At 33.9% G+C, this 20814-nt stretch carries 19 protein-coding genes; all 19 read left to right on the top strand.

What is annotated here, in order from left to right; genetic code table 11:
- Positions 1 to 54 precede the first annotated feature (54 nt).
- The 19 genes from trpE to feoB all read left to right on the top strand — a co-directional run bounded on the left by trpE (position 55) and on the right by feoB (position 20814).
- Positions 55 to 1425, top strand: coding sequence for an anthranilate synthase component I (trpE, locus tag B6K90_RS09065; protein WP_235821773.1), 1371 nt, complete (start codon positions 55 to 57; stop codon positions 1423 to 1425).
- The gene (locus tag B6K90_RS09060) at positions 1409 to 2020 is read left to right on the top strand and encodes an anthranilate synthase component II (protein ID WP_088012422.1); all 612 of its coding nucleotides are present in this window, start codon (positions 1409 to 1411) and stop codon (positions 2018 to 2020) included. Before trpE ends, B6K90_RS09060 begins: the two co-directional genes overlap by 17 nt.
- On the top strand, positions 1992 to 3020 hold the full coding sequence (trpD, locus tag B6K90_RS09055; RefSeq protein ID WP_088012421.1) for an anthranilate phosphoribosyltransferase: 1029 nt from the start codon (positions 1992 to 1994) through the stop codon (positions 3018 to 3020). The genes B6K90_RS09060 and trpD overlap by 29 nt, the downstream gene beginning before the upstream one ends.
- A complete protein-coding gene (trpC, locus tag B6K90_RS09050) occupies positions 3021 to 3809 on the top strand; it encodes an indole-3-glycerol phosphate synthase TrpC (protein WP_088012420.1) in 789 nt (262 codons plus the stop codon).
- Entirely contained in the window at positions 3806 to 4411 is a 606-nt protein-coding gene (locus B6K90_RS09045) for a phosphoribosylanthranilate isomerase (RefSeq protein WP_088012419.1), read from the top strand. The genes trpC and B6K90_RS09045 overlap by 4 nt, the downstream gene beginning before the upstream one ends.
- The gene (gene trpB, locus B6K90_RS09040; RefSeq protein WP_088012418.1) at positions 4412 to 5611 is read left to right on the top strand and encodes a tryptophan synthase subunit beta; all 1200 of its coding nucleotides are present in this window, start codon (positions 4412 to 4414) and stop codon (positions 5609 to 5611) included.
- 4 nt (positions 5612 to 5615) lie between these two features.
- Positions 5616 to 6401 (top strand): tryptophan synthase subunit alpha, encoded by a 786-nt coding sequence (gene trpA, locus B6K90_RS09035; RefSeq protein WP_088012689.1) that lies wholly within the window; start codon positions 5616 to 5618, stop codon positions 6399 to 6401.
- Between the two features lie 542 nt (positions 6402 to 6943).
- A complete protein-coding gene (locus B6K90_RS09030; RefSeq protein WP_088012417.1) occupies positions 6944 to 7369 on the top strand; it encodes a DMT family transporter in 426 nt (141 codons plus the stop codon).
- A 26-nt stretch (positions 7370 to 7395) separates the two neighbouring features.
- Positions 7396 to 8094, top strand: coding sequence for a Crp/Fnr family transcriptional regulator (locus B6K90_RS09025; protein WP_088012416.1), 699 nt, complete (start codon positions 7396 to 7398; stop codon positions 8092 to 8094).
- 21 nt (positions 8095 to 8115) lie between these two features.
- Positions 8116 to 8580: a DMT family transporter gene (locus tag B6K90_RS09020; protein ID WP_088012415.1), complete on the top strand. Its 465-nt coding sequence runs from the start codon at positions 8116 to 8118 to the stop codon at positions 8578 to 8580.
- A gap of 55 nt (positions 8581 to 8635) precedes the next feature.
- Complete coding sequence (locus B6K90_RS09015) at positions 8636 to 9358, top strand: YjjG family noncanonical pyrimidine nucleotidase (RefSeq protein WP_088012414.1); 723 nt, start codon at positions 8636 to 8638, stop codon at positions 9356 to 9358.
- Positions 9359 to 9721: 363 nt separating this feature from the next.
- Positions 9722 to 11698, top strand: a complete 1977-nt coding sequence (locus tag B6K90_RS09010) for an IucA/IucC family protein (RefSeq protein ID WP_167555319.1) — start codon at positions 9722 to 9724, stop codon at positions 11696 to 11698.
- A 19-nt stretch (positions 11699 to 11717) separates the two neighbouring features.
- The gene (locus B6K90_RS09005; RefSeq protein WP_088012412.1) at positions 11718 to 13808 is read left to right on the top strand and encodes an IucA/IucC family protein; all 2091 of its coding nucleotides are present in this window, start codon (positions 11718 to 11720) and stop codon (positions 13806 to 13808) included.
- A gap of 16 nt (positions 13809 to 13824) precedes the next feature.
- Entirely contained in the window at positions 13825 to 15048 is a 1224-nt protein-coding gene (locus B6K90_RS09000; protein ID WP_088012688.1) for an MFS transporter, read from the top strand.
- 27 nt (positions 15049 to 15075) lie between these two features.
- Positions 15076 to 16320: a type III PLP-dependent enzyme gene (locus tag B6K90_RS08995; protein ID WP_088012411.1), complete on the top strand. Its 1245-nt coding sequence runs from the start codon at positions 15076 to 15078 to the stop codon at positions 16318 to 16320.
- 181 nt (positions 16321 to 16501) lie between these two features.
- The gene (locus B6K90_RS08990) at positions 16502 to 17998 is read left to right on the top strand and encodes an FTR1 family iron permease (RefSeq protein ID WP_088012410.1); all 1497 of its coding nucleotides are present in this window, start codon (positions 16502 to 16504) and stop codon (positions 17996 to 17998) included.
- The gene (locus B6K90_RS08985; RefSeq protein WP_088012409.1) at positions 17988 to 18362 is read left to right on the top strand and encodes a hypothetical protein; all 375 of its coding nucleotides are present in this window, start codon (positions 17988 to 17990) and stop codon (positions 18360 to 18362) included. Before B6K90_RS08990 ends, B6K90_RS08985 begins: the two co-directional genes overlap by 11 nt.
- A 227-nt stretch (positions 18363 to 18589) precedes the next feature.
- On the top strand, positions 18590 to 18820 hold the full coding sequence (locus tag B6K90_RS08980; RefSeq protein WP_088012408.1) for a FeoA family protein: 231 nt from the start codon (positions 18590 to 18592) through the stop codon (positions 18818 to 18820).
- Positions 18814 to 20814, top strand: coding sequence for a ferrous iron transport protein B (gene feoB / locus B6K90_RS08975; protein WP_088012407.1), 2001 nt, complete (start codon positions 18814 to 18816; stop codon positions 20812 to 20814). Before B6K90_RS08980 ends, feoB begins: the two co-directional genes overlap by 7 nt.

Below are 20814 nucleotides of genomic sequence, written 5' to 3'. Positions count from 1 at the left end.
AGGTCGAACAAATTGTCAGTACAAAACAAAGCAGAAATAGTCATTGAAACGATAATGGGGGATTTGTTTACACCGATTTCATTATTTAAGAAATTGACCGCTAGCAAAAAGTTTTTATTTGAAAGTTCATTTAAGCATAAAGATTCTGGCCGTTATTCATTTGTTGGTTCAAAACCTGCTTTTGAATTGATTGGGACAAATCAAAGTGGTCAAATCATCTATAAAAATGGCCAAAAAGAAGAGTTTGTTGGAAATCCTCTTTTAAAACTGAAAGAGTTAATACCAAAGCAGGATTATTTAGAGGAATTGGATATCCCTTTCATTGGTGGGGGAATTGGGTATGTAGGATATGATATGATTCGCCAGTTTGAAGAGATCGGTGATGAGTTAGAAGATGTTATCGGAATGCCAGATCTCCATTTAATGTTTTTTGAAGTCATTATTGTATTTGATCATTTGGAACAGAAAATTCATTTGGTTGGAACAAAGCTTTCTGATGAAACAACATTAGAAGATTTGAAGGGCGAAATTCAAAAGTATAAGCAAGTAATTTTATCCAACTCAAATCAAGAGGAGGAAGTAAAACCAGTTCTATTTTCTACTTTTGAGTCTGAAGTTAGTAAAGCTGACTATATGTCCAAAGTAGAAAAAGCAAAGTTATTTATTCAAAAAGGAGATATTTTTCAAGTCGTTCTATCACATCGAATGGGAGCAAAATTTGAAGGGAATCCATTTGATTATTACCGAAAATTACGAATCCAAAATCCGTCACCATATATGTATTATATCGATTTTGGTGATAGCGTTGTTGCCGGTACTTCCCCTGAAAGTTTAATAAAAGTTAAAGGTAATCAGGTTATAACGAATCCAATTGCTGGTACGAAACGAAGAGGTAAAACAAAAGAGCAAGACTTAATCATCGAAAAGGATTTATTACAGGATGAGAAGGAACTCGCTGAACATAAAATGCTTGTTGATTTAGGAAGAAATGATCTAGGCAAAGTTTGCGAGTTTGGAACAATCAAATTAGAAAAATATATGACCGTTGAGAGATACAAATATGTAATGCATATCGTTTCTGAAGTTAGCGGGGAATTAAAAAAAACACATACTTCACTTGATGCTCTTATTGCTTGCTTACCAGCTGGAACCGTATCTGGTGCTCCAAAGATTAGAGCAATGGAAATCATTAATGAATTAGAGCGTTCAAAGCGAGGGGTATATTCTGGTGCAGTCGGCTATGTCTCTGTTAATGGAAATCTTGATTTTGCATTAGCTATTCGAACGATGATTTTAAAAAATCACATGGCTTATATTCAAGCAGGAGCAGGTATTGTTTATGACAGCAAACCCGAACACGAATATGAAGAAACCATTAATAAATTAAAAGCTTTTTTGGAGGAAAATCATGATTTTAATAATTGATCACTATGATTCTTTTACTTACAATCTTTATCAATTTTTAGGAGAGCTTGGCGAAGAAATGAAAATCGCTAGATATGACAAAATTTCGATTGATGAAATAAAAGAAATGAATCCAAGAGCAATTATTCTTTCTCCGGGACCAGGTAAACCCGAAGAGAAACAGGAAACGAATGAACTCATTCAAACTTTTTATAAGACTATCCCAATACTAGGCATTTGCCTAGGGCACCAAGCAATCGGTTATGCATTCGGCGCAAAAATTATTAGAGCTAGACAAATCAAACATGGAAAAACATCGAAAATTAGGCATGATGGTAGCAATTTATTTGCTTACATGTCTCAACCGTTAGAAGTTATGCGATACCATTCACTAGTAATTGAAAAGGAAACTATACCGCCTTTATTCGAGACTTTAGCATTCGCTATGGACGATCAAGAAATTATGGCGATTAAACATCGAAAATATCCAATCTACGGTATGCAATTTCATCCGGAATCTATAGGAACAGAATACGGAAAACAACTTTTATTAAACTTTTTAAATGAAATAAAGGAGGAATTAGTAGATGAAAGAGTACCTTCAACGCTTAGCTAATCGCGAGTCGTTTACAGTAGAAGAAATGCAAGTAGCTGTCGGGCGGATTCTACAGGATGATCAAATATCAGATAGTGAAATCGCAGCATTTTTAGTTGCTTTAAAAACAAAAGGTGAAACAGTAAATGAAATCGCAGGACTAGTTAATGCGATTCGAAATCATACAGTAGGTTTTACTAGGAAGTTTCATAATGTCATTGATAATTGTGGGACAGGAGGGGATAACTCATCGAGCTTTAATGTGAGTACAACATCAGCGTTTGTTATTGCTGGAAGTGGGATTCCGATTGCAAAGCACGGTAATCGTAGCATGTCCAGTAAAACAGGTAGCGCCGATGTATTAGAACAACTAGGTGCGGAGTTATCGATTCCAACTCAGGCTTCCGAAGAGCTTTTAGACGAAATAGGAATTACATTTTTATTTGCACCATATGTTCATCCAAGATTGAAAAAAGTTATGAAGGTAAGACGCGAGCTAAAAATTCCGACCATTTTTAACTTAATTGGACCTTTAACAAATCCAGTTGAATTAGAGACCCAACTATTAGGAATTTACAGAAGAGATTATTTAGAGGTATTTGCAGAAGTGCTAAATAAACTAGGACGTAAACGAGCGATTGTATTAAACGGTGCAGGGCATTTAGATGAAGCATCGTTAGCTGGTGAAAATCATATTGTCCTACTTGAAAATAGTGAGCTGAAAAAAATGACACTTCATCCAGAAGAAGTTGGATTAACATATTACCCAAATACAGAAATCAAGGGTGGAGATGCAAAGAGGAATGCAGATATTCTTCTTCGAGTTTTAAAAGGAGAAAAAGGAGCTTTTAGAGATACCGTTTTATTAAATGCTGGTTTAGCAATCTATACTTCAGGTATTGTCAACCAAATTACAGACGGTATTAAAAAGGCAGAGGAGAGCATAGATTCAGGCGCAGCTTATGAGAAATTACAAAAACTAGTCGAAAAAACTAGCAAACTAAAAAGAGAGGTTATTTAAATGGAAACCATTTTAGATCGAATTATTTCTCAAAAAAAAATCGAAATTAAAAGTTTAAGAGCGATTAGTCGAAAAATAACTAATCAAAGAAAGAATTTATCATTAATTGAACAGTTAAAAGCTGCAGACCATTTATCGATCATTGCAGAGTTTAAACGAGCATCACCATCAAAAGGTGATATTAATACAAATCTTAATCCCGCAGAACAAGCAAAGAAATATGAAGAAAATGGAGCTGCCGCAATATCTGTTTTAACTGATACAACTTTCTTTAAAGGTTCCTTTAAAGATCTGAAAATCGTACGAGATACCGTTAATATTCCGATATTATGCAAAGATTTTATAATCGATCCAGTTCAAATAGATATTGCGAAAGAGCATGGAGCAAACATTATTTTACTAATTGCTGCTGCATTACCTTTTACAGAACTAAATCATTTATATCAATATGCCAAGCAGCATAACCTTGAAGTATTGATGGAAGTACATGATGAGGAAGATTTAGAAAAAGCACTAAAAATTGGGCCAGCGCTATATGGCATCAATAACCGAAACTTAAAAACATTTGAAGTGAACCTAGGTGTAACAGAAAGATTAGCACCACTTATTCAAGCAGATGGTGGTTTCATTATTAGTGAAAGTGGCATTTTCAATCAGTATGATGCAAAACGTGTGAGAGATGCTGGGGCAAATGGAATTTTAGTCGGAGAGGCATTAATGAGAAGCAATGAATTATCATCAAATATGAGAGAGCTTATGGTTCCTATTCTAAAGGAGGCTAAGCAGTGAAAGTGAAAATTTGCGGCATTACCGATTTAAAAACAGCTAAATGTGCAATAAATGCAGGAGCTGATGCCATTGGATTTGTATTTGCAGAAAGTAAGCGTCAAATTGAAATTTCTGAGGCAAAGAAGATCGTCGAATCACTGCCAGTTTCGGTATTGAAGATTGGCGTTTTTGTAAATGAAACAAAGGAGACATTAGAATCCATTTACCAGGAAGTTGGTTTAACGCATCTTCAGCTACATGGAGATGAAACGCCAGAATTTTGTCGTTCATTATCCTTTCCAGTAATCAAAGCATTACGGGTTCAGTCGGAAAAGGACGTTGAAAAAATCGCTGAATATGATTGTGATTATATTTTAGTTGATAGCCCGAGTGGAAAATATCGTGGCGGAAATGGAACAACATTTAACTGGGAACTTGTTCAATCAAAGAAAATAGATAACTTGATTTTAGCTGGTGGCTTGACGATTGAGAATGTAATACCTGCAACTAGCGTCGTAAAACCAATAATGGTTGATGTAAGTAGTGGAGTCGAAACGAACGGAAAAAAAGATGAAGAAAAAATAAAAAGTTTTATAAAAAAAGTTAAATTAGGAGGAATTTAAATGTCTACGTACACACTTCCAGATGTAAAAGGTCATTTCGGTATGTATGGAGGGAAATATATACCTGAAACGCTTGTCCAAGCCATAACTGAATTAGAAGAAGCATATTCAAATATTAAAGATGATCCAACATTTATTGAGGAAATTGAAAGATTGTCAAAAGACTATGTAGGTCGTCAAACACCTCTTTACTTTGCAGAAAATTTAACTAAGCATGCAAACGGAGCTAATATTTATTTAAAACGTGAGGATTTAAATCATACTGGTGCTCACAAAATCAACAACGCGATTGGTCAGGCATTACTTGCGATTCGAATGGGTAAACGAAAAATCGTTGCTGAAACAGGAGCGGGTCAACATGGTGTAGCAACTGCAACAGTTTGTGCTCTGTTAAATTTAGAATGTGTTATTTTCATGGGTGCCGAGGATGTTCGAAGACAAGAACTGAACGTTTTCCGTATGGAATTACTAGGCGCAAAAGTGATTAGCGTTGAATCAGGAAGTGCGACGTTAAAGGATGCAGTAAATGAAGCACTTCGTTACTGGGTTGCAAATGTAGATGACACTCATTATCTATTAGGATCTGTAATGGGGCCACATCCTTTTCCAATGATAGTACGAGATTTCCAAAGTGTAATCGGAAAAGAAACACGACAACAATTTTTAGCAAAGGAAGGTAAACTTCCTGATGCAGTAGTAGCTTGTATTGGCGGAGGAAGTAATGCGATTGGTATGTTCCATCCATTTATAACGGATGAAAGTGTAAAGTTATTTGGAGTTGAAGCGGCCGGTCATGGAATCCATACAGATAAACAAGCAGCTTCGTTAACAAAAGGTGTGCCAGGCGTATTACACGGTGCACTAATGTACTTACTTCAAGATGAAGACGGTCAAATACAAGAAGCCCATTCAATTTCTGCAGGACTTGATTACCCAGGTGTAGGACCAGAGCATTGTTATTTGAAAGATATTGAGCGAGTGAAATATGAATCGATTACCGATGAAGAAGCACTTGAAGCATTCCAATTACTAGCAAGATTAGAAGGAATTATCCCAGCATTAGAAAGCGCACATGCAGTTGCATATGCAATAAAACTAGCAGCAACTATGAAGAAAGAGGAAAATTTAGTCATTTGTTTATCTGGTAGAGGCGATAAAGATGTGCATACCGTTCGAGAACGATTAAAGGAGGGGAAATAAAATGATGAATCGAATTGAATTCCAATTTTCAGAACGACTTAAAAAAGGTGAAAAGCTATTTATTCCTTATATAATGGCAGGTGACGGAAGTCTAGAAGTTTTAGGAGGAAGACTTGCTTTACTAGAAAAATTTGGCGCATCAGCAATCGAAATAGGTATACCGTTTTCTGACCCAGTAGCAGACGGTCCAGTAATTCAACAAGCGGGAATCCGAGCATTACAAGCTGGTACAACTTTAAAAGCTGTACTTGAAAAAATAAAAGAAGTACGTAAGTTAATCTCTGTACCTTTAATCGTCATGACTTATATGAATCCTGTTTTAGCTTATGGAATTGACAGATTTGTATCTGACCTTCAGAAAGCAGGAGTAGACGGCTGTATTATTCCTGACCTACCAATCGAAGAAGAAGAAATTATTATTCATAAACTTGAAGAATTTGGAGTAGAACTAATACGATTAGTCACAATGACTACACCAAAAGATCGAATCATTAAAATTGCTGAAAAAGGAAGAGGCTTCTTATACACAGTAACAGTAAAAGGGATTACTGGTGTTCGAAATGAACTAGATAAGAGTTTATCATCATTTTTAAAAAGTGTTAAAGAAATTAGTAATAAACCTGTAATAGCTGGATTCGGTGTATCCAACCCAGAACAAGTAAAGGAATTAAGCCAAGATTGTGATGGGGTCATTGTTGGAAGTAAAATTGTTGATTTATTTAATCAAAATAAGATAAATGAAATTAAACTTTTAATGGAATCAAGTCTAATAAGCCAGGAAGTATTTTAATATAAAGTTATATCAGGCTATTTAATGGCCTGATTTTTTTATGGTATTTATGTAGTTGCAGATTTACTATTTTTAATTGTGATTCTCAGCTTTTAATTGTAGATTTGGCATTTTAAATTGTGATTTTCTGATTTTATTTGCAGTACCTAAATAATTGCAGAAAAATATATTTAATTGTAGATTAGGAAAATTTAATTGCGACTCTTCAGATTTAATTTGCACTTAGCACCCTAATACATACCAACTTATCCACAATATTTTACAGTCTACCAAAAAAATCGATTACAAACTATTCACTAATTTTTGCATTTTTCCACAATTTTATGGAAAGTTTTCCACATAATATCGGAGTATCCACAAAAATCTTACTCCAAAAAAATAGATCTACAAATTATCCACAAAAAATTAATACACACAGTATCATCTAAGTTTTCCACAATTGCATGGTTCGTACATTTTTCTCTCTAGGACATATGTCCTTCCCAAACAACCTTCCAATATCGTTTAATAATGAAGAAATCAATATGTCAGGAGAGAAAAATATGAAAGGAATCCTATTAGCAATTGTTGGTGGAGCACTCATTACACTACAAGGAGTTGCAAATTCACAAATTAGTAGTGATATTGGAACTTGGCAAGCTGCTACAATTACGCAGTTTACAGGTTTTATTGTAGCATTATTCGTATTACTATTAATAAAAGATAAAAAATTAGCTGAAGTTAAGAAAGTGCATCCAATTTATTTAACAAGTGGGGCATTTGGAGCATTTATTATTTTTTGTAATGTAACAGCGATACATCTCAATGGGGTTACATTTTCAATTTCAACACTTTTAATTGCACAGTTAAGTTTCACATTTATCAATGATAGTAGAGGTTGGTTCGGTGTGAAAAAGTTAAATATTAGTACGGCACAATTTGTGGGTATTGGTACGATGATCATTGGTGTAATCGTGCTAGCATCTTAAAAGTAATTGCAGGAGGTGAAGTTAACTTGAAAGTCACTAGTGATATTGAACAAATTAATCAATTTTTAACTGAACTTCATATTGAAGAAGTCTTTAATGAGGATTTAAAAGCTCATATGACTATTCATCGATTCATGCAAGGAGAACTTATTTGTTCCCAAGGAGACTCACCACAATCTTTGTTTGTTTTAGTAAAAGGGAAAGTCAAAGTTTATACAACTTCAGCAGAGGGAAAAACATTAATTCTATCATTTAAAAAGCCTCTTGAATTAATTGGCGACATTGAATATGTAAGAGGTTCAAATTATATAAATACGGTTGAAGCTGTTTCTGCGGTTGAAATGATTGCCGTAGATTATCGCTGGCTAAAAAAATTTGGTAAAGACTATGCACCATTGCTTCAGTTCTTATTAGAGATCATAACGGAAAAGTTCCATATTAAGTCGAATGCGATGAGTTTTAATTTAATGTATCCAGTAGAAGTCCGGCTAGCGAGTTATTTATTATCAGTTTCATACGATGAAACGGATTCTTTACTAAAGGACAATTTAAATTCGATTAATATCAAAGATGCAGCGAATCTAATCGGAACAAGTTATCGACATGTTAATCGAGTTATTCAACAGTTCTGTAAAGAGGACTTAGTAGAGAGAAAAAAAGGAAGTATTCTTATTAAAGATCGGGTAGGTTTGAGTATTCTAGCAGGAAATAATATTTATGAATAAGTTTTTTGGAGGTGTAATTTTATGTTTCTTGGTTTAATTTTATCCTTAATTGCAGGAGCACTAATTGGTTTACAAAATATATTCAATAGTAAGGTCAATGAGCGGACAGGAATATGGGTAACGACAACATTTGTATTAGGAATGGGCTTTTTAGCTTCTTTCGTAATGGGTCTAATATTTGATGGTAAGCAATTATTTGTTTTGCATGATATGAAAAATTGGTATTGGATTAGCGGAATTGTCGGTGTAGGTGTTGTATTCTGTTTAACGAAAAGTACTAGAATTCTAGGACCAACTTATGCTATATCAATTGTTCTTACTTCTCAATTAATGTTTGCATTGTTATTTGATTCTAGAGGATGGCTAGGACTTGAGAAAGTTCCGTTTTCTTCTAAGCAATTAATTGGTGTTTTGCTTATTATCAGTGGTATATTAATTTTTAAATTTAGCGGAATAAGTTTTAAACGAATTAAGCAACTAATTTAGTTTAAAATCAATCTAGAAAAATATGATTAAATAAAATAGAGAAGGGGAAAATGTTATGAAAACATACAAAACTTTATTATTAGATGTAGATGATACATTATTAGATTTTGGAGTAGCAGAAAAAGTAGCATTACAATCTCTATTTAAAGATCAAAAATTACCATTAACGGATGAAGTTAAGTCAAGGTACAAAGAAATTAACCATGGACTGTGGAAGTCATTTGAAGAAGGTAAAATAAGCCGAGACGATGTGGTGAATACACGTTTTTCAACTTTATTTAAAGAGTTTGGTATTGAAGTTGACGGTTTTCTGCTGGAACAGACTTACCAAAGTTACTTAGGAGAGGGAAATCAATTAGTTGAAGGTGCATATGAATTACTAACAAGTCTTCAGCATGAGTTCGATTTATATATTGTTACAAATGGAGTTTCAAAGACGCAATATAAACGTTTGAATGCGGCGAATATTTATCCTTTCTTTAAAGACATTTTCGTTTCTGAGGATACTGGTTATCAAAAACCAATGAAAGAATACTTTGATTATGTATTTGATCGAATTCCTAACTTTGAATTAGATAAGACATTGATTATTGGAGACTCACTTAGCGCAGATATAATTGGCGGGGCTGGATCAGGAATCGATACTTGCTGGGTCAATTCAAAAATACTTTCGAATGATTCCGATGTAGTTCCTACTTATGAAATTCAAAAACTTGATGAGCTGTACAACATCTTAAATATTGAACAAAAGGTTTTGGTTACTTCATCTAATCAATGACCGCTTAAAAAGCAAGGTCTGAATAGTTGATGTTTAAACCTTGTCTATGTACTAAAAGCAAAAAGTATTATACTTTTTGCTTTTTTTATTTCGCTTTAAGAAACTATAAATTGACAAAGAGGAAGGTAATTCGACATAGTTACCAATTTTAGAAATAAAGTGTAAGTGCAACTACGCCTCTGTCTTCACCTAAAAGGCTCGCCAATCGGCTATTTTTTAATTTCTAAATTAGAAAATAATGGAATAATAATTATTGACAATGATAATCATTATCATTTAATATGGTAAGGTGTTTAGTTGTGATAATAATTATCATTATCAACTACTTAAACATAAATGAAAATCATTAGAGGATGTGTAGAAATGATTAATATTCAGAACAAAGATGAACTAACAAATTATGATCATTTAGATCAGGAAGAGTTAAAAACTTTGGAGTATTTAAAAAGTGAAAAAACTGAATTATTGGTAGGCTATCTTTCTAATGTGAAAGCAGGAAGAAAAGGAATTTTTCAACGCCTATTCCAAGCATTTATAAGAGAAAAACTAATACCAGAGGAAAGAATTACTTGGATAAATGATGAGGTGTCAAAAATTAATGTTGATCTACCTAGTGGGAGACATCTGCAAGTTTCTGTTTCCAAATTACACTCACTTGGAAGATTCGATCTAACTGGTGATGTAATCGTAATTGACGAAACATTATCTAACGAACTAAACCATCCTGTTGAGCTGATCGAGTTATTAAAAAATGAAGGTATGTTGGAGGAAGCAACTACAGAACAGTATGAACGATTTAAGCATGAAATTCAAAACGGTGTTGCAAACCTAACGTTGGCCCTAACAGGTGCTACGATCAATCATCATGAATTAGCGGAAAAGGCTAAACAATTTTCGGTTCATTCTTCAATAGAATGGGCTATACATCAAAAGAATCAGGATAAAAAATTTAGTCCACTTGCATTTTTTGAACAATGTGTAGTTGAAGGGCATCCTTTACATCCTGGAGCAAAAACAAAGTTTGGCCTTAGTGTCGAAGAGGTAATTCAGTATTCACCTGAATGGGGTGGCAACCCAGAAGTGATCGTAATTGCAGTATCAAAAGACCTTTGTAAAACGACAGCTATTGATCAGACTACTATCACAAATTGGTTATATAAAGAGTATGAAAATTTACAGCCTGCTGTTGAAGCGGTTTTACATAATAAAGGTTTACAGCTTAGTGATTTTGAATTGATACCAGTTCATCCATGGCAATTTGAAAATACACTAAATACATTCTATGAAAAAGAGATTGAGCAAGGAAAAATAATTCCAATCAGTGATTTTATTATTCCAACTCAATCATTAGTGTCATTTCGATCTTTAGCTCCGATTCAAAATTTAGGAGAGAAAAAACATCATATAAAAACGGCGGTTAATGTGCAAACAACAAGTGCCATTCGTACAGTCTCACCTAATTCTGTCGTGAATGGTCCAATGCTTTCAAAAATATTTAAAGCAATACAAGAAAAGGAATACGGATTTGATGGGAAATTTATAGTGCTAGAAGAACGAGCGGGAATACATTTCCAACCCGGAAATCTAAATCTTACTGAGGATGAGCAATGGAAACTTCAGGCAAATTTAGCTTCTATTTTAAGAGAAAATCCCGAAAACTATGTCCTACTTGAGGATGAAATTCCAATGGCTGCAGCATCATTAATTTCGGAATCTCCAATAAGTAAAAAGCCAATTGTTATAGAGTTAATTGAACAATTAGCTAATGTAAATCATTTAAATGATATAAACGAGGCTACTAAACTATTTATTCGTAAATATGCAAGAACTTCTCTAACTGGTTTTTTAACAATGATGGTACGTTATGGAATCAGCCTAGAAGGTCATATGCAAAATAGTGTCACGATCTTTAGAGAAGGTGAGCTAGTACGAATTTTAGTGAGAGATTTTGGAGGAATTCGAGTACTTCCATCAAGATTGTGGAAGCAAGGTTTTGAAGCAGAATTTTATCCTGGCTCTTCAATTGTTACGGATGAGGAAAGCCAGTTGCGTAATATTATTTCGTATTCAGTTATGCAGAATCATTTTGCCGAGTTAATAACTTGTATAGTTCGTACTTTAGAGATCGAAGAAGAAGAGCTATGGGAAGAAGTAGTTCTAGTTAGTAGAGACATATTCAAGGAATTAAAAAAGGATCCCTCGATTAAAGTACAAGCAGCTTCGGATGAAAAAGCATTTTTCCAACCAATGATTAACTTAAAAGCTTTAGCAACGATGCGATTACAAGGAGATAGTACTGCTTATTCATTTATGAAAGTTCCAAATCCAATGAAGCACTAAGAAAGGAGAAATCAAGAGAATGAGTACAAGTTTAACCCAAGTATTAGAAAAAGATTTTTTATATGAATCATTTGAAAAGCTACGTAACGGAGAACTATTGGCTGATGAAGCGGAGAATCTTACTTTTTTAGTAAGCAATATGCCAAACTTAATTCCAAATTTTATGGTAAACCTGGAAAAAGGAAGACGCGGTATTTTAAGCCGTCTCGTCGGTTCGATGTTAAGAGAAAACATACTTAATTTTTCTGCTAATTCACATGATTTATATATTATCGATTCGATTTATGCATTAAATATACCAGCTATCACAAGTTTTTGGAGAATGGTTATCCAACAAGTTCAAGCCTATAACCTACAATCAGGCAAAACTTATAAATTATATGCTCTTAACAATCATGAATGTTTGGTGATTCCAGTAAGTCGTACGTATGCATTTAATCGAATTGAAGTCGATGGTGAAATATTATTTGTTACTGAGAATGAAGTAAAAACTATAAATCACTCGGTTGAACTGCTGGAAATTGTTCGTCACAAAAAAGAGTTTAAAGACGAAATTGAAAAATTTGCTTGGGAGCAGCTTGCAAAGGAACTAATTAATGGAAGTGCGAATCTTACATTATCCTATGCGTATTGGGAGCAAAAGAAAAAAGAGCTTCAAAAGAGAGCTTCAGAATTTAAGATTACGAATGTTTTGGACTGGGTGCTGTTGCAGAAAAAATTAGATTCAGCATTCGACAGTAGCTTATTTTTTGAACAACTTTCGGTTGAGGGGCATAATCTTCATCCTGGAACAAAGACGAAAATAGATATGAAAGCTGAAGACGTTTTTCAATATGCACCGGAGTTTGATGGAGTAGCTACAATTCAATTTGTCGGCGTTTTAAAAGAGCATGCTGAGTGGTGTGTGAAAGATGAATTTGAAGAGGATGCAAATAAATTTCTATTTAGTGCATACCCTGAATTAAGAAAAGCAGTTGAGCAGCAATTTCAGCTACAAGGCCATCAAGTAGAAGAATATGTAATCGTACCAGTTCATCCATGGCAACTAGAAAACGCCATTCCAGTGGTTTATAAGCAAGAATTGATTGATCAGATTGTTGTTCCAATCCGTTCATTTCACGTTCCTTGTGGTTCAACGTCTTCTTTCCGAACTGTTGTACCACTTGAAGGTGATAATGAAATGAACTATGCAATTAAAGTTGCAGTTAACAGTCAAATGACCTCAACTGTTCGTACAATATCTGCAAATACAACAAATAATTCTACGATTTTTACTAGATTAATACAGTCCATTATGGAAAAAGAACAAATTTTAAGCAAACAGTTTGTACCAGTTTATGAAGTTGCTGGCTACAATTTCAAAAAAGAAAATGATAAGCAAAAAAATAGAAATTTATCTGCCGTATTACGTGAAAATATTGATTCGTTTATTAGCAAAGATGAAGTTGCAATTGTCGGCAGTTCATTATTTTCAGAATCACCATTTTCAGAAAAGAGGATCGTCACTGAATTAATTGAACAATATGCGAAAGCTACAAATGAATCCTCAATTAGACAGGCTGCTTACCAATTTGTTTTTGAATATGCAAATATTGCGTTACCTGGGTTTTTGACATTGTTAGTTAAGTATGGCATCGGTTTAGAGGGACATTTGCAAAATAGTGTGATGATATTTAAAAACGGTCAACCTATCCGGATGCTATTCCGTGATTGGGGTGGTCTTCGAATTTATAAGGAAAGACTTAAGAAAAGCAATCTACATGTGGAGTTTTACCCCGGTTCGATAACGGCGACAGATAACTTAAAGGAAGTGCATAATAAATTATTTTATACGGTATTTCAAAACCATTTTGGAGAGTTAATTTTACAAGTTTGTAAGGAATTTGGTCTTAATGAGAGAGAACTATGGCATGAAATCCATCAAATATGTAATCGAGTTTTTGACAAATTAAAGTCAGACCCGACGTACGCAGAAAATGTGGCATGTGACCGAGAAGCTCTTTATCAAATGAAGGTTGAGCACAAGGCACTTGCAAAAATGCGACTAGATCCTACGAAGAAAGGATATTCTTACGCAATAGTTCCAAATCCTCTTCATGAATTTAAGTAAAAGGGAACGAATTATAATGGCACAAATCGAAGCACAGAACATAAAAAATCCACGTTTTGCTTTTCAATCAAAAACATTCAATATTTTTATGTTGGGAAGCTTAGTTTCAAGAGTTGGTGATTGGATGGATTTAGTTGCATTAAATTGGGCTGTCTTGCAATTTACAAATTCTCCAGTTCATTTAGGCATTATGAACGCTTGCAGATTAGTTCCAACATTTTTATTAAGTGTTCCAGCGGGGATAATGGCTGACAGGTTTGATCGTCGAAAATTGTTAATATGGCTTCAAGTAGTAATGATGCTGTTAACATTTGTGATAGGGTTTATTGTTGCAAAGGGTCCGTCATTTTGGCTTTTTGCACTAATTGTGACGATACGATCAATGTTTGCAGCTATGGATCCACCAATTCGAAATGCGCTAATTCCAAATCTTGTACCTGAGAGTTCAATGGCGAGCGCACTTGCAGTTAATACAATGATTATTAATTTATCACGAATTATTGGACCTGCAATTGCAGGTATCTTGTTAGGCATTACAAATATAGCAAACTTATTTTATATCAATGCTTTGGGTACATTTGCTGTCTTAATCTCTTTAGCTATTATTCGAGCAGACTTCCAATCGATTAAAAATAAAGATAAAGATGAAAAAATAACAATAAAAGAAGCTGTCGATTTCGTAAGGAAAAAGCCATCTGTCCAATCTTTACTTATATTAGCAATTGTTCCAATGGTATTTGGTTTTCCATATACGACAATGACGCCACTGTTTGCTAAAGAGTTATTGCATCTCGGTCCTGAAGGATTTGGTATTTTATTATCGATTTCTTCCATTGGTGCAATAATTGGGACAAGCTGGTTATCCATTGGAAAAGAGATGATCGAAACGGGTAAATGGCTAATTTATTCAATTATAGGATTTGGTATATCACTGCTATTATTTATTGGAACAAGTAATTATCTAATTGCAGGTTTAGCAATGTTTCTTGTTGGATTAACGAGTCAAACATACAGAACGTTGAGTCGGATTACACTTCAAAAGCAGGTACCAGACCATCTCAGGGGAAGAATTATGAGTATAGCTTTAATGGATCGGGGATTTATTCCATTAGGTGCATTATTAATTGGAGCAATAGCCTCAAATTTGGGAATTCTTTGGGCGGGAAGTGTAATGGGGTTTGGTTGTATCTTAACTACTTTAATGATTGTGTTAAAAAGAAGAGAAATCTTAAAAATATAACTTTATTATCCTTAGGAGAGTATGAAAATGATCGCAAATATTGTGCAATCACAAAGTCGGGAGCAAGATAGTCCTTTTTGTGCATATATATATGACCTAACAAAATTACGAAATCATGTAAATGCATTAATGACAACTCTTCCTTCAAGCTGTCAATTATTTTATGCAATAAAAGCAAATTCTGATGAAATGATTCTTAAAGCATTGGCACCAATTGTAAATGGTTTTGAGGTGGCCTCTTTAGGAGAAATCGAAAAGGTAAGGAATATTGATCGTAATATACCAATCTTATTTGGTGGCCCTGGAAAAACACGTCATGAAATTGAAATGGCAATAGAGTACGGAGTAACCTTGCTTCATGTTGAAAGCTTACATGAGTTAAAACTAGTTAACTATGTAGCAAAACAAAAAAGTGTCTCCGTTTCAATTTTATTACGCGTTAATTTACGTCATTCTGTACCATCAGCTAAATTAAAGATGGCTGGTGTACCAACACAATTCGGTATTGATGAGACAGATATAGACATGGCAATTTCATTAATAGAAGGATTACCGAACTTAAAATTACAAGGGTTTCACTTCCATGCTATGTCGAATAATACGGATTCAAAATCGCATGCTTCTTTTGTAGATCATTGTTATGGATTGACAAAAGAGTGGAGTAACAAGTGGAATTTAGATATTACATACGTAAATGTCGGTGGAGGAATTGGGATTAATTACTTAGAATTAGATGAGCAATTTGATTGGGCAGATTTTATGGAACGATTAGAAAAAGTACTTGAAAAGCATAATGACACAAGTTGGACTACTTTGTTTGAGTGCGGACGATATATTACTTCTTCATGCGGCTATTATGCAGCTGAGGTCCTAGATATTAAGCAAAATCACGGCGAATACTTTTGTATTCTTCGAGGTGGAAGTCATCATTTAAGACTTCCTGCAGCTTGGAAGCAAAGTCATCCATTTACTGTAATCCCAACAGAAAAGTGGCCTTATACTTTTGAAAGACCTGAAGTAAACGATGCAAAAATTACAGTAGCCGGAGAACTATGTACACCTAATGATGTATTAGCTAGAGAAGTTATCATTTCTAAATTACGGGTAGGTGACATTTTACTATTTAGCTATGCCGGAGCATATGGCTGGGCAATTTCACATCATAATTTCCTAAGTCATCCACATCCAGAACGAATTTATTTAGACAATGATTCTTTATTTAGACAGTATGATTTTATAAACGAAGGGATGTCCTTCGAAGCACTAAGTTAACTAATACGTAATACCGAATGTAAGCAAAGTTGGGGGATTTTTCCTCAACTTTTTTTGTTTGTCGAATGTTAACCTAAATATTAAAAATAGTTAATAAAAAAATAATTGACTATAATCTGAAATAACCTTATTATCAAGAGGTGATAATGATTATCATTTATATTTAAGGGGAAAACCAACGATGAAGCAGACTCTTATTAAAGTAACTTTAACAGCTTTACTATTACTAGTTTTACCATTTAAAACTTTTGCGGCAAGCCCTGAAGAGGATTTAACACATGCAAATTCTTTTGTAGAAAGTGCAATCCAAGCTGCACAAAAAGGAGATTTTAAATCTACTGAGCATGAATATAAAAAATTCAACGACGAGTGGCTTGATAAAGAGGATGGAATAAAAAATAAGTCGATTGATGCGTATGGCAAAATCGAGGAAGCTATGGGAATGGTTCAGTATAACCTAGCACAAAAAACAGTAAATCAAAATGCACTCGTTATTGCACTTAAAGAATTAGAAGAGGTAAATGAAAAATTTATTTCTCATCAGTTCGCTAGTTCAAAATTAGATTCAAAAAGTACAGGTAGTGTAGAAGATTTAATCGAAATATTAAACAAAGCATTATCAGATTTAAAAGATAATAATGTATCAGGAGCAACTTCGGAGATTAATCAATTTAGAAAATCTTGGATCAATATTGAAGGTGTTGTATTAACACAATCTCAAACAGTTTACACTGATGCTGAAAGAGATATGGTTACGTCCTATGCAATGCTTACTGCTAAAACGCCAGATGTGAAAGCGGCAACAAAAACAATTACAGATATGCGTGATTATCTTTTACCATTGGCGTCAAAAACTAGTTATACAATGTTAGATGCTATTACAATCTTACTGAGAGAAGGATTAGAAGCATTACTAGTAGTTGTTGCATTACTAGGATTTATTAAAAAATCTGGACAAGAAAAGAAAAGCAAGTGGATCTGGTTTGGTGTTGGTGCTGGATTATGCGTCAGTATTATACTAGGTGTTATTGTAAATATATTATTCTCAGCAGGTGCATTTGGAAGTAATAACTTCTTAATCGCTGGCTGGACTGGAGTATTTGCTGCTGTCATGCTTTTATATATGAGTTATTGGTTACATAGCAAATCTAATACGAAGCAATGGCAACAATATATTAAAACTAAGAGTGATAAAGCATTAAATACAGGTAGTTTATTATCTTTATCAATTCTTGCGTTTTTAGCAGTTTTCCGTGAGGGAACCGAAACTGTATTATTCTTTATTGGAATGGCGTCATCAATAAAACTGTCGTCATTATTACTAGGAATTGGGTTAGGATTCGCAATTTTAGCAATACTAAGTTACTTAATCTTAAAGGTTGGCCTTAAAATTCCAATGAGACCGTTTTTCCTTGTCTCAAGTATTTTAATGTTCTATTTATGCTTTAAATTTGCTGGCATGGGCATTCATGGTTTACAACTTTCAGGATTACTTCCGGCGACGCAAGCCCCTATTCCAACAATTGATTTCTTTGCGATTTATTCAACTTGGGAGAGCTTTATACCTCAAATGATTTTGTTATTAATAGCTTGTATTGCTGTTATTTATAATAGATTCTCAAATAAAAATAATAAAAAAAGTAGTAAAAATTCAGGGGGAACGAAAAATGTTATCTAATAAAAAACTAATCGCTGCAATGGCTTTAGGATTATCTCTAACATTATCTGCATGTGGAACGAAAACAGACGATGCTATTAAAACTGGTTCTGATGATATGATCAAAACAATTTCAGAATTAAAAACACAAATTTCAAATAATGATGAAGCAAAGGCAAAAGATAGCGGAGAGGCCCTTGAAAAATCATGGGAAAAATTCGAAGACTCGGTAAAAGATAAAGACAAAGCACTTTATGAAAAAGTTGAAACGCCACTTCATATTATTGAAGCAGGAGTAAAAGTATCCCCATTGAATGCAGATACACTTAACCAAGCTGGTGACCAATTAGAAAGTGTATTAAAAGAAGTTAAAGATTTAAAATAATAAAGATAAATAAATCATCGTTTTCTAAAAAAGCCTACATAGAGTTTATCTTTGTGGGTTTTTTCTGGGCTTTTTATTCACACGGTTTTGGGAATTTTTTCTTAAGTTAACCTTTTCATAAAAGCAGGTAGACAATTAACTTGTATTAACTTAAGATAAAGATGTTGATAAGGATTATCATTATTGATTGTTTATATATAATAAGTTTTGATCCGGGGGAATCACTTATGTTACTTTCAGAATTAAAAAAAGGCGAAAAAGCAAAAATAACAGATTTGTCATCACTAGCTGAGGCAGTGAAGAGACGTCTTTTAGATCTAGGGATAAGTGAAGGGTCTATGGTCTGCCTGCAATGTACAATGCCGTTTAAGGGACCTTGTATGATTGAAAATTGTGGACAATCACTTGGTATTCGATTTCTAGATGCATCGGGGATAAAGGTAGAAAAAATATGTTAAATATAGCGCTTATTGGAAATCCAAATACAGGAAAAACTTCTCTATTTAATAATTTAACAGGTACATACCAATACGTAGGAAATTGGAGTGGCGTTACCGTTGAAAAAAAGGTAGGGACTATTAAAAATAAACTTGGAAATCTAATTGATTTACCAGGTATCTATTCTCTAAGCCCTCTTTCAAAAGATGAGGCCGTTGTTTCACATTTTTTTGTAAATGAAACATTTGATGGGATGATTAATATTGTTGACGCGGCTCAATTAGAAAGAAATTTAATGCTCACTCTTCAACTTCTAGAGTTTAATAAATCAATGATTATTGGTCTAAATATGGTTGATGTTGCTAAAAGGAGAGGTATTTCAGTTGATCCTTCCAGTATCTCAAAGATATTACAAGTACCAGTTATTCCAATTGATGCTAGATCGGGTAAGGGAACAAACGAGGTAAATGAATTAATAGAGACAATTCCTCAATCTGAAGTTGAGTTTGAAATTGATTACGGAATTATTATTGAAGACAGTATTAAAAATATTATGACTCTATTACCTTCAACTTTATCTATTCCTAAAAGATGGACTGCGATACAAATCTTAGAGGGTAATAAAGAGGTAATAGAATTTATAGCTTCATCCTACGATTTTAGTAAAATTGAACAAGTAATTAACATAACAGAGGAACAATTAAACAGTGAACAAGGTGTATCACCCCCAAAATGGATATATTCTGTAAGAAAAGAAGTCATTTCAAATTTAATTGGTAAATCTGTGGAGAAAGAATCTAATGAAGCAGTTACATTAACTGATCGCATTGATCGATTTGTGACACACCCGATTTTAGGTATTCCTATTTTCTTAGTGACAATGTTTTTAATGTTTAAGCTTACTTTTGATTGGTTGGGGCTACCCTTATCTGATGCATTAGATGGGTTTTTATCAGGACCTGTAACAGGCTGGCTAACAAACGGCTTAAATGCAATACATGCATCTGATTTTATAAAAGCAGTTGTTCTTGATGGTATTGTTGCTGGTGTTGGTGGAGTTTTAGTCTTTGTTCCACAAATTTTTATTTTGTTTTTACTAATATCATTCCTTGAGGATTTTGGATATATGTCTCGAGCGGCTTTAGTAATGGATCGTTCGATGGAAATGGTTGGTTTAACCGGAAAGGCATTTATTCCAATGATTATTGGATTTGGTTGTAATGTACCTGGAGTTATGGCTGCTAGAACGATTGAACAGCCTAGAGAGAGACTACTTACGATTTTGTTAACACCATTAATGTCTTGTTCAGCGCGTTTACCGGTATATGCACTATTCGTTGGCGCTTTTTTTGCCAAAAATCAAGCAATAGTTGTTTTTTCACTGTATATACTCGGAATAGTAGTTGCATTAGTATTAGCTAAGGTTTTTTCATCTACTATATTAAAAGGTGAGTTTTCATTATTTGTCGTAGAGCTCCCACCATACCGTATGCCACAAGGTAAAGCTTTGTTTAGAAGCACATGGGATAAAGGTAAAGGGTTTATTCGAAAAGCAGGTACGTTTATTTTTGGTGGTTCTGTAGTTATATGGTTATTATCTTATATGGGACCAAGTGGTTTAGGTGTTTCGATGGATGATAGCTTTTTAGCGATGATTGGTGGCATACTTACACCAATACTTGCACCTTTAGGCTTCGGGACATGGCAAGCAGGTGCTTCTTTACTAACAGGATTTTTGGCTAAAGAGGTTGTCGTATCTGCTATGAATATTATCTATCACGTACCAAATGCAAACTCTTTACAAGGAATATTGTCAACACAGTTTTCTGCACTTTCTGCTTTTAGCTTTATGGTATTTGTCTTATTGTATGTACCATGTCTTGCAACTGTTGCGACAATTCGTAAAGAGACAGGTTCAGCTAAATGGACGTATTTTTCAGTTGGATATGCATTAGTTATTGCGTATATATTAGCGCTAATTATCTATCAAGTTGGAAGTCTATTAGGCTACTAA

Source organism: Gottfriedia acidiceleris (assembly GCF_002128425.1).
GTDB classification, from domain to species: Bacteria; Bacillota; Bacilli; order Bacillales; family Bacillaceae_G; genus Gottfriedia; species Gottfriedia acidiceleris.
Note: the sequence above shows the minus strand (reverse complement) of the source record. Positions and strands in the feature narration are given on the sequence as shown.

Excerpts from the sequence above, each read along its gene's own strand:
- B6K90_RS09010 (WP_167555319.1), top strand. The coding sequence starts at position 9,722 with ATGATTAATATTCAGAACAAAGATGAACTAACAAATTATGATCATTTA.
- B6K90_RS09020 (WP_088012415.1), top strand. The coding sequence starts at position 8,116 with ATGTTTCTTGGTTTAATTTTATCCTTAATTGCAGGAGCACTAATTGGT.
- B6K90_RS09015 (WP_088012414.1), top strand. The coding sequence starts at position 8,636 with ATGAAAACATACAAAACTTTATTATTAGATGTAGATGATACATTATTA.
- B6K90_RS09060 (WP_088012422.1), top strand. The coding sequence starts at position 1,409 with ATGATTTTAATAATTGATCACTATGATTCTTTTACTTACAATCTTTAT.
- B6K90_RS09005 (WP_088012412.1), top strand. The coding sequence starts at position 11,718 with ATGAGTACAAGTTTAACCCAAGTATTAGAAAAAGATTTTTTATATGAA.
- B6K90_RS08980 (WP_088012408.1), top strand. The coding sequence starts at position 18,590 with ATGTTACTTTCAGAATTAAAAAAAGGCGAAAAAGCAAAAATAACAGAT.
- trpB (WP_088012418.1), top strand. The coding sequence starts at position 4,412 with ATGTCTACGTACACACTTCCAGATGTAAAAGGTCATTTCGGTATGTAT.
- B6K90_RS08990 (WP_088012410.1), top strand. The coding sequence starts at position 16,502 with ATGAAGCAGACTCTTATTAAAGTAACTTTAACAGCTTTACTATTACTA.
- trpD (WP_088012421.1), top strand. The coding sequence starts at position 1,992 with ATGAAAGAGTACCTTCAACGCTTAGCTAATCGCGAGTCGTTTACAGTA.
- trpA (WP_088012689.1), top strand. The coding sequence starts at position 5,616 with ATGAATCGAATTGAATTCCAATTTTCAGAACGACTTAAAAAAGGTGAA.
- trpC (WP_088012420.1), top strand. The coding sequence starts at position 3,021 with ATGGAAACCATTTTAGATCGAATTATTTCTCAAAAAAAAATCGAAATT.
- B6K90_RS09000 (WP_088012688.1), top strand. The coding sequence starts at position 13,825 with ATGGCACAAATCGAAGCACAGAACATAAAAAATCCACGTTTTGCTTTT.
- feoB (WP_088012407.1), top strand. The coding sequence starts at position 18,814 with ATGTTAAATATAGCGCTTATTGGAAATCCAAATACAGGAAAAACTTCT.
- B6K90_RS08995 (WP_088012411.1), top strand. The coding sequence starts at position 15,076 with ATGATCGCAAATATTGTGCAATCACAAAGTCGGGAGCAAGATAGTCCT.
- B6K90_RS08985 (WP_088012409.1), top strand. The coding sequence starts at position 17,988 with ATGTTATCTAATAAAAAACTAATCGCTGCAATGGCTTTAGGATTATCT.
- trpE (WP_235821773.1), top strand. The coding sequence starts at position 55 with ATGGGGGATTTGTTTACACCGATTTCATTATTTAAGAAATTGACCGCT.
- B6K90_RS09030 (WP_088012417.1), top strand. The coding sequence starts at position 6,944 with ATGAAAGGAATCCTATTAGCAATTGTTGGTGGAGCACTCATTACACTA.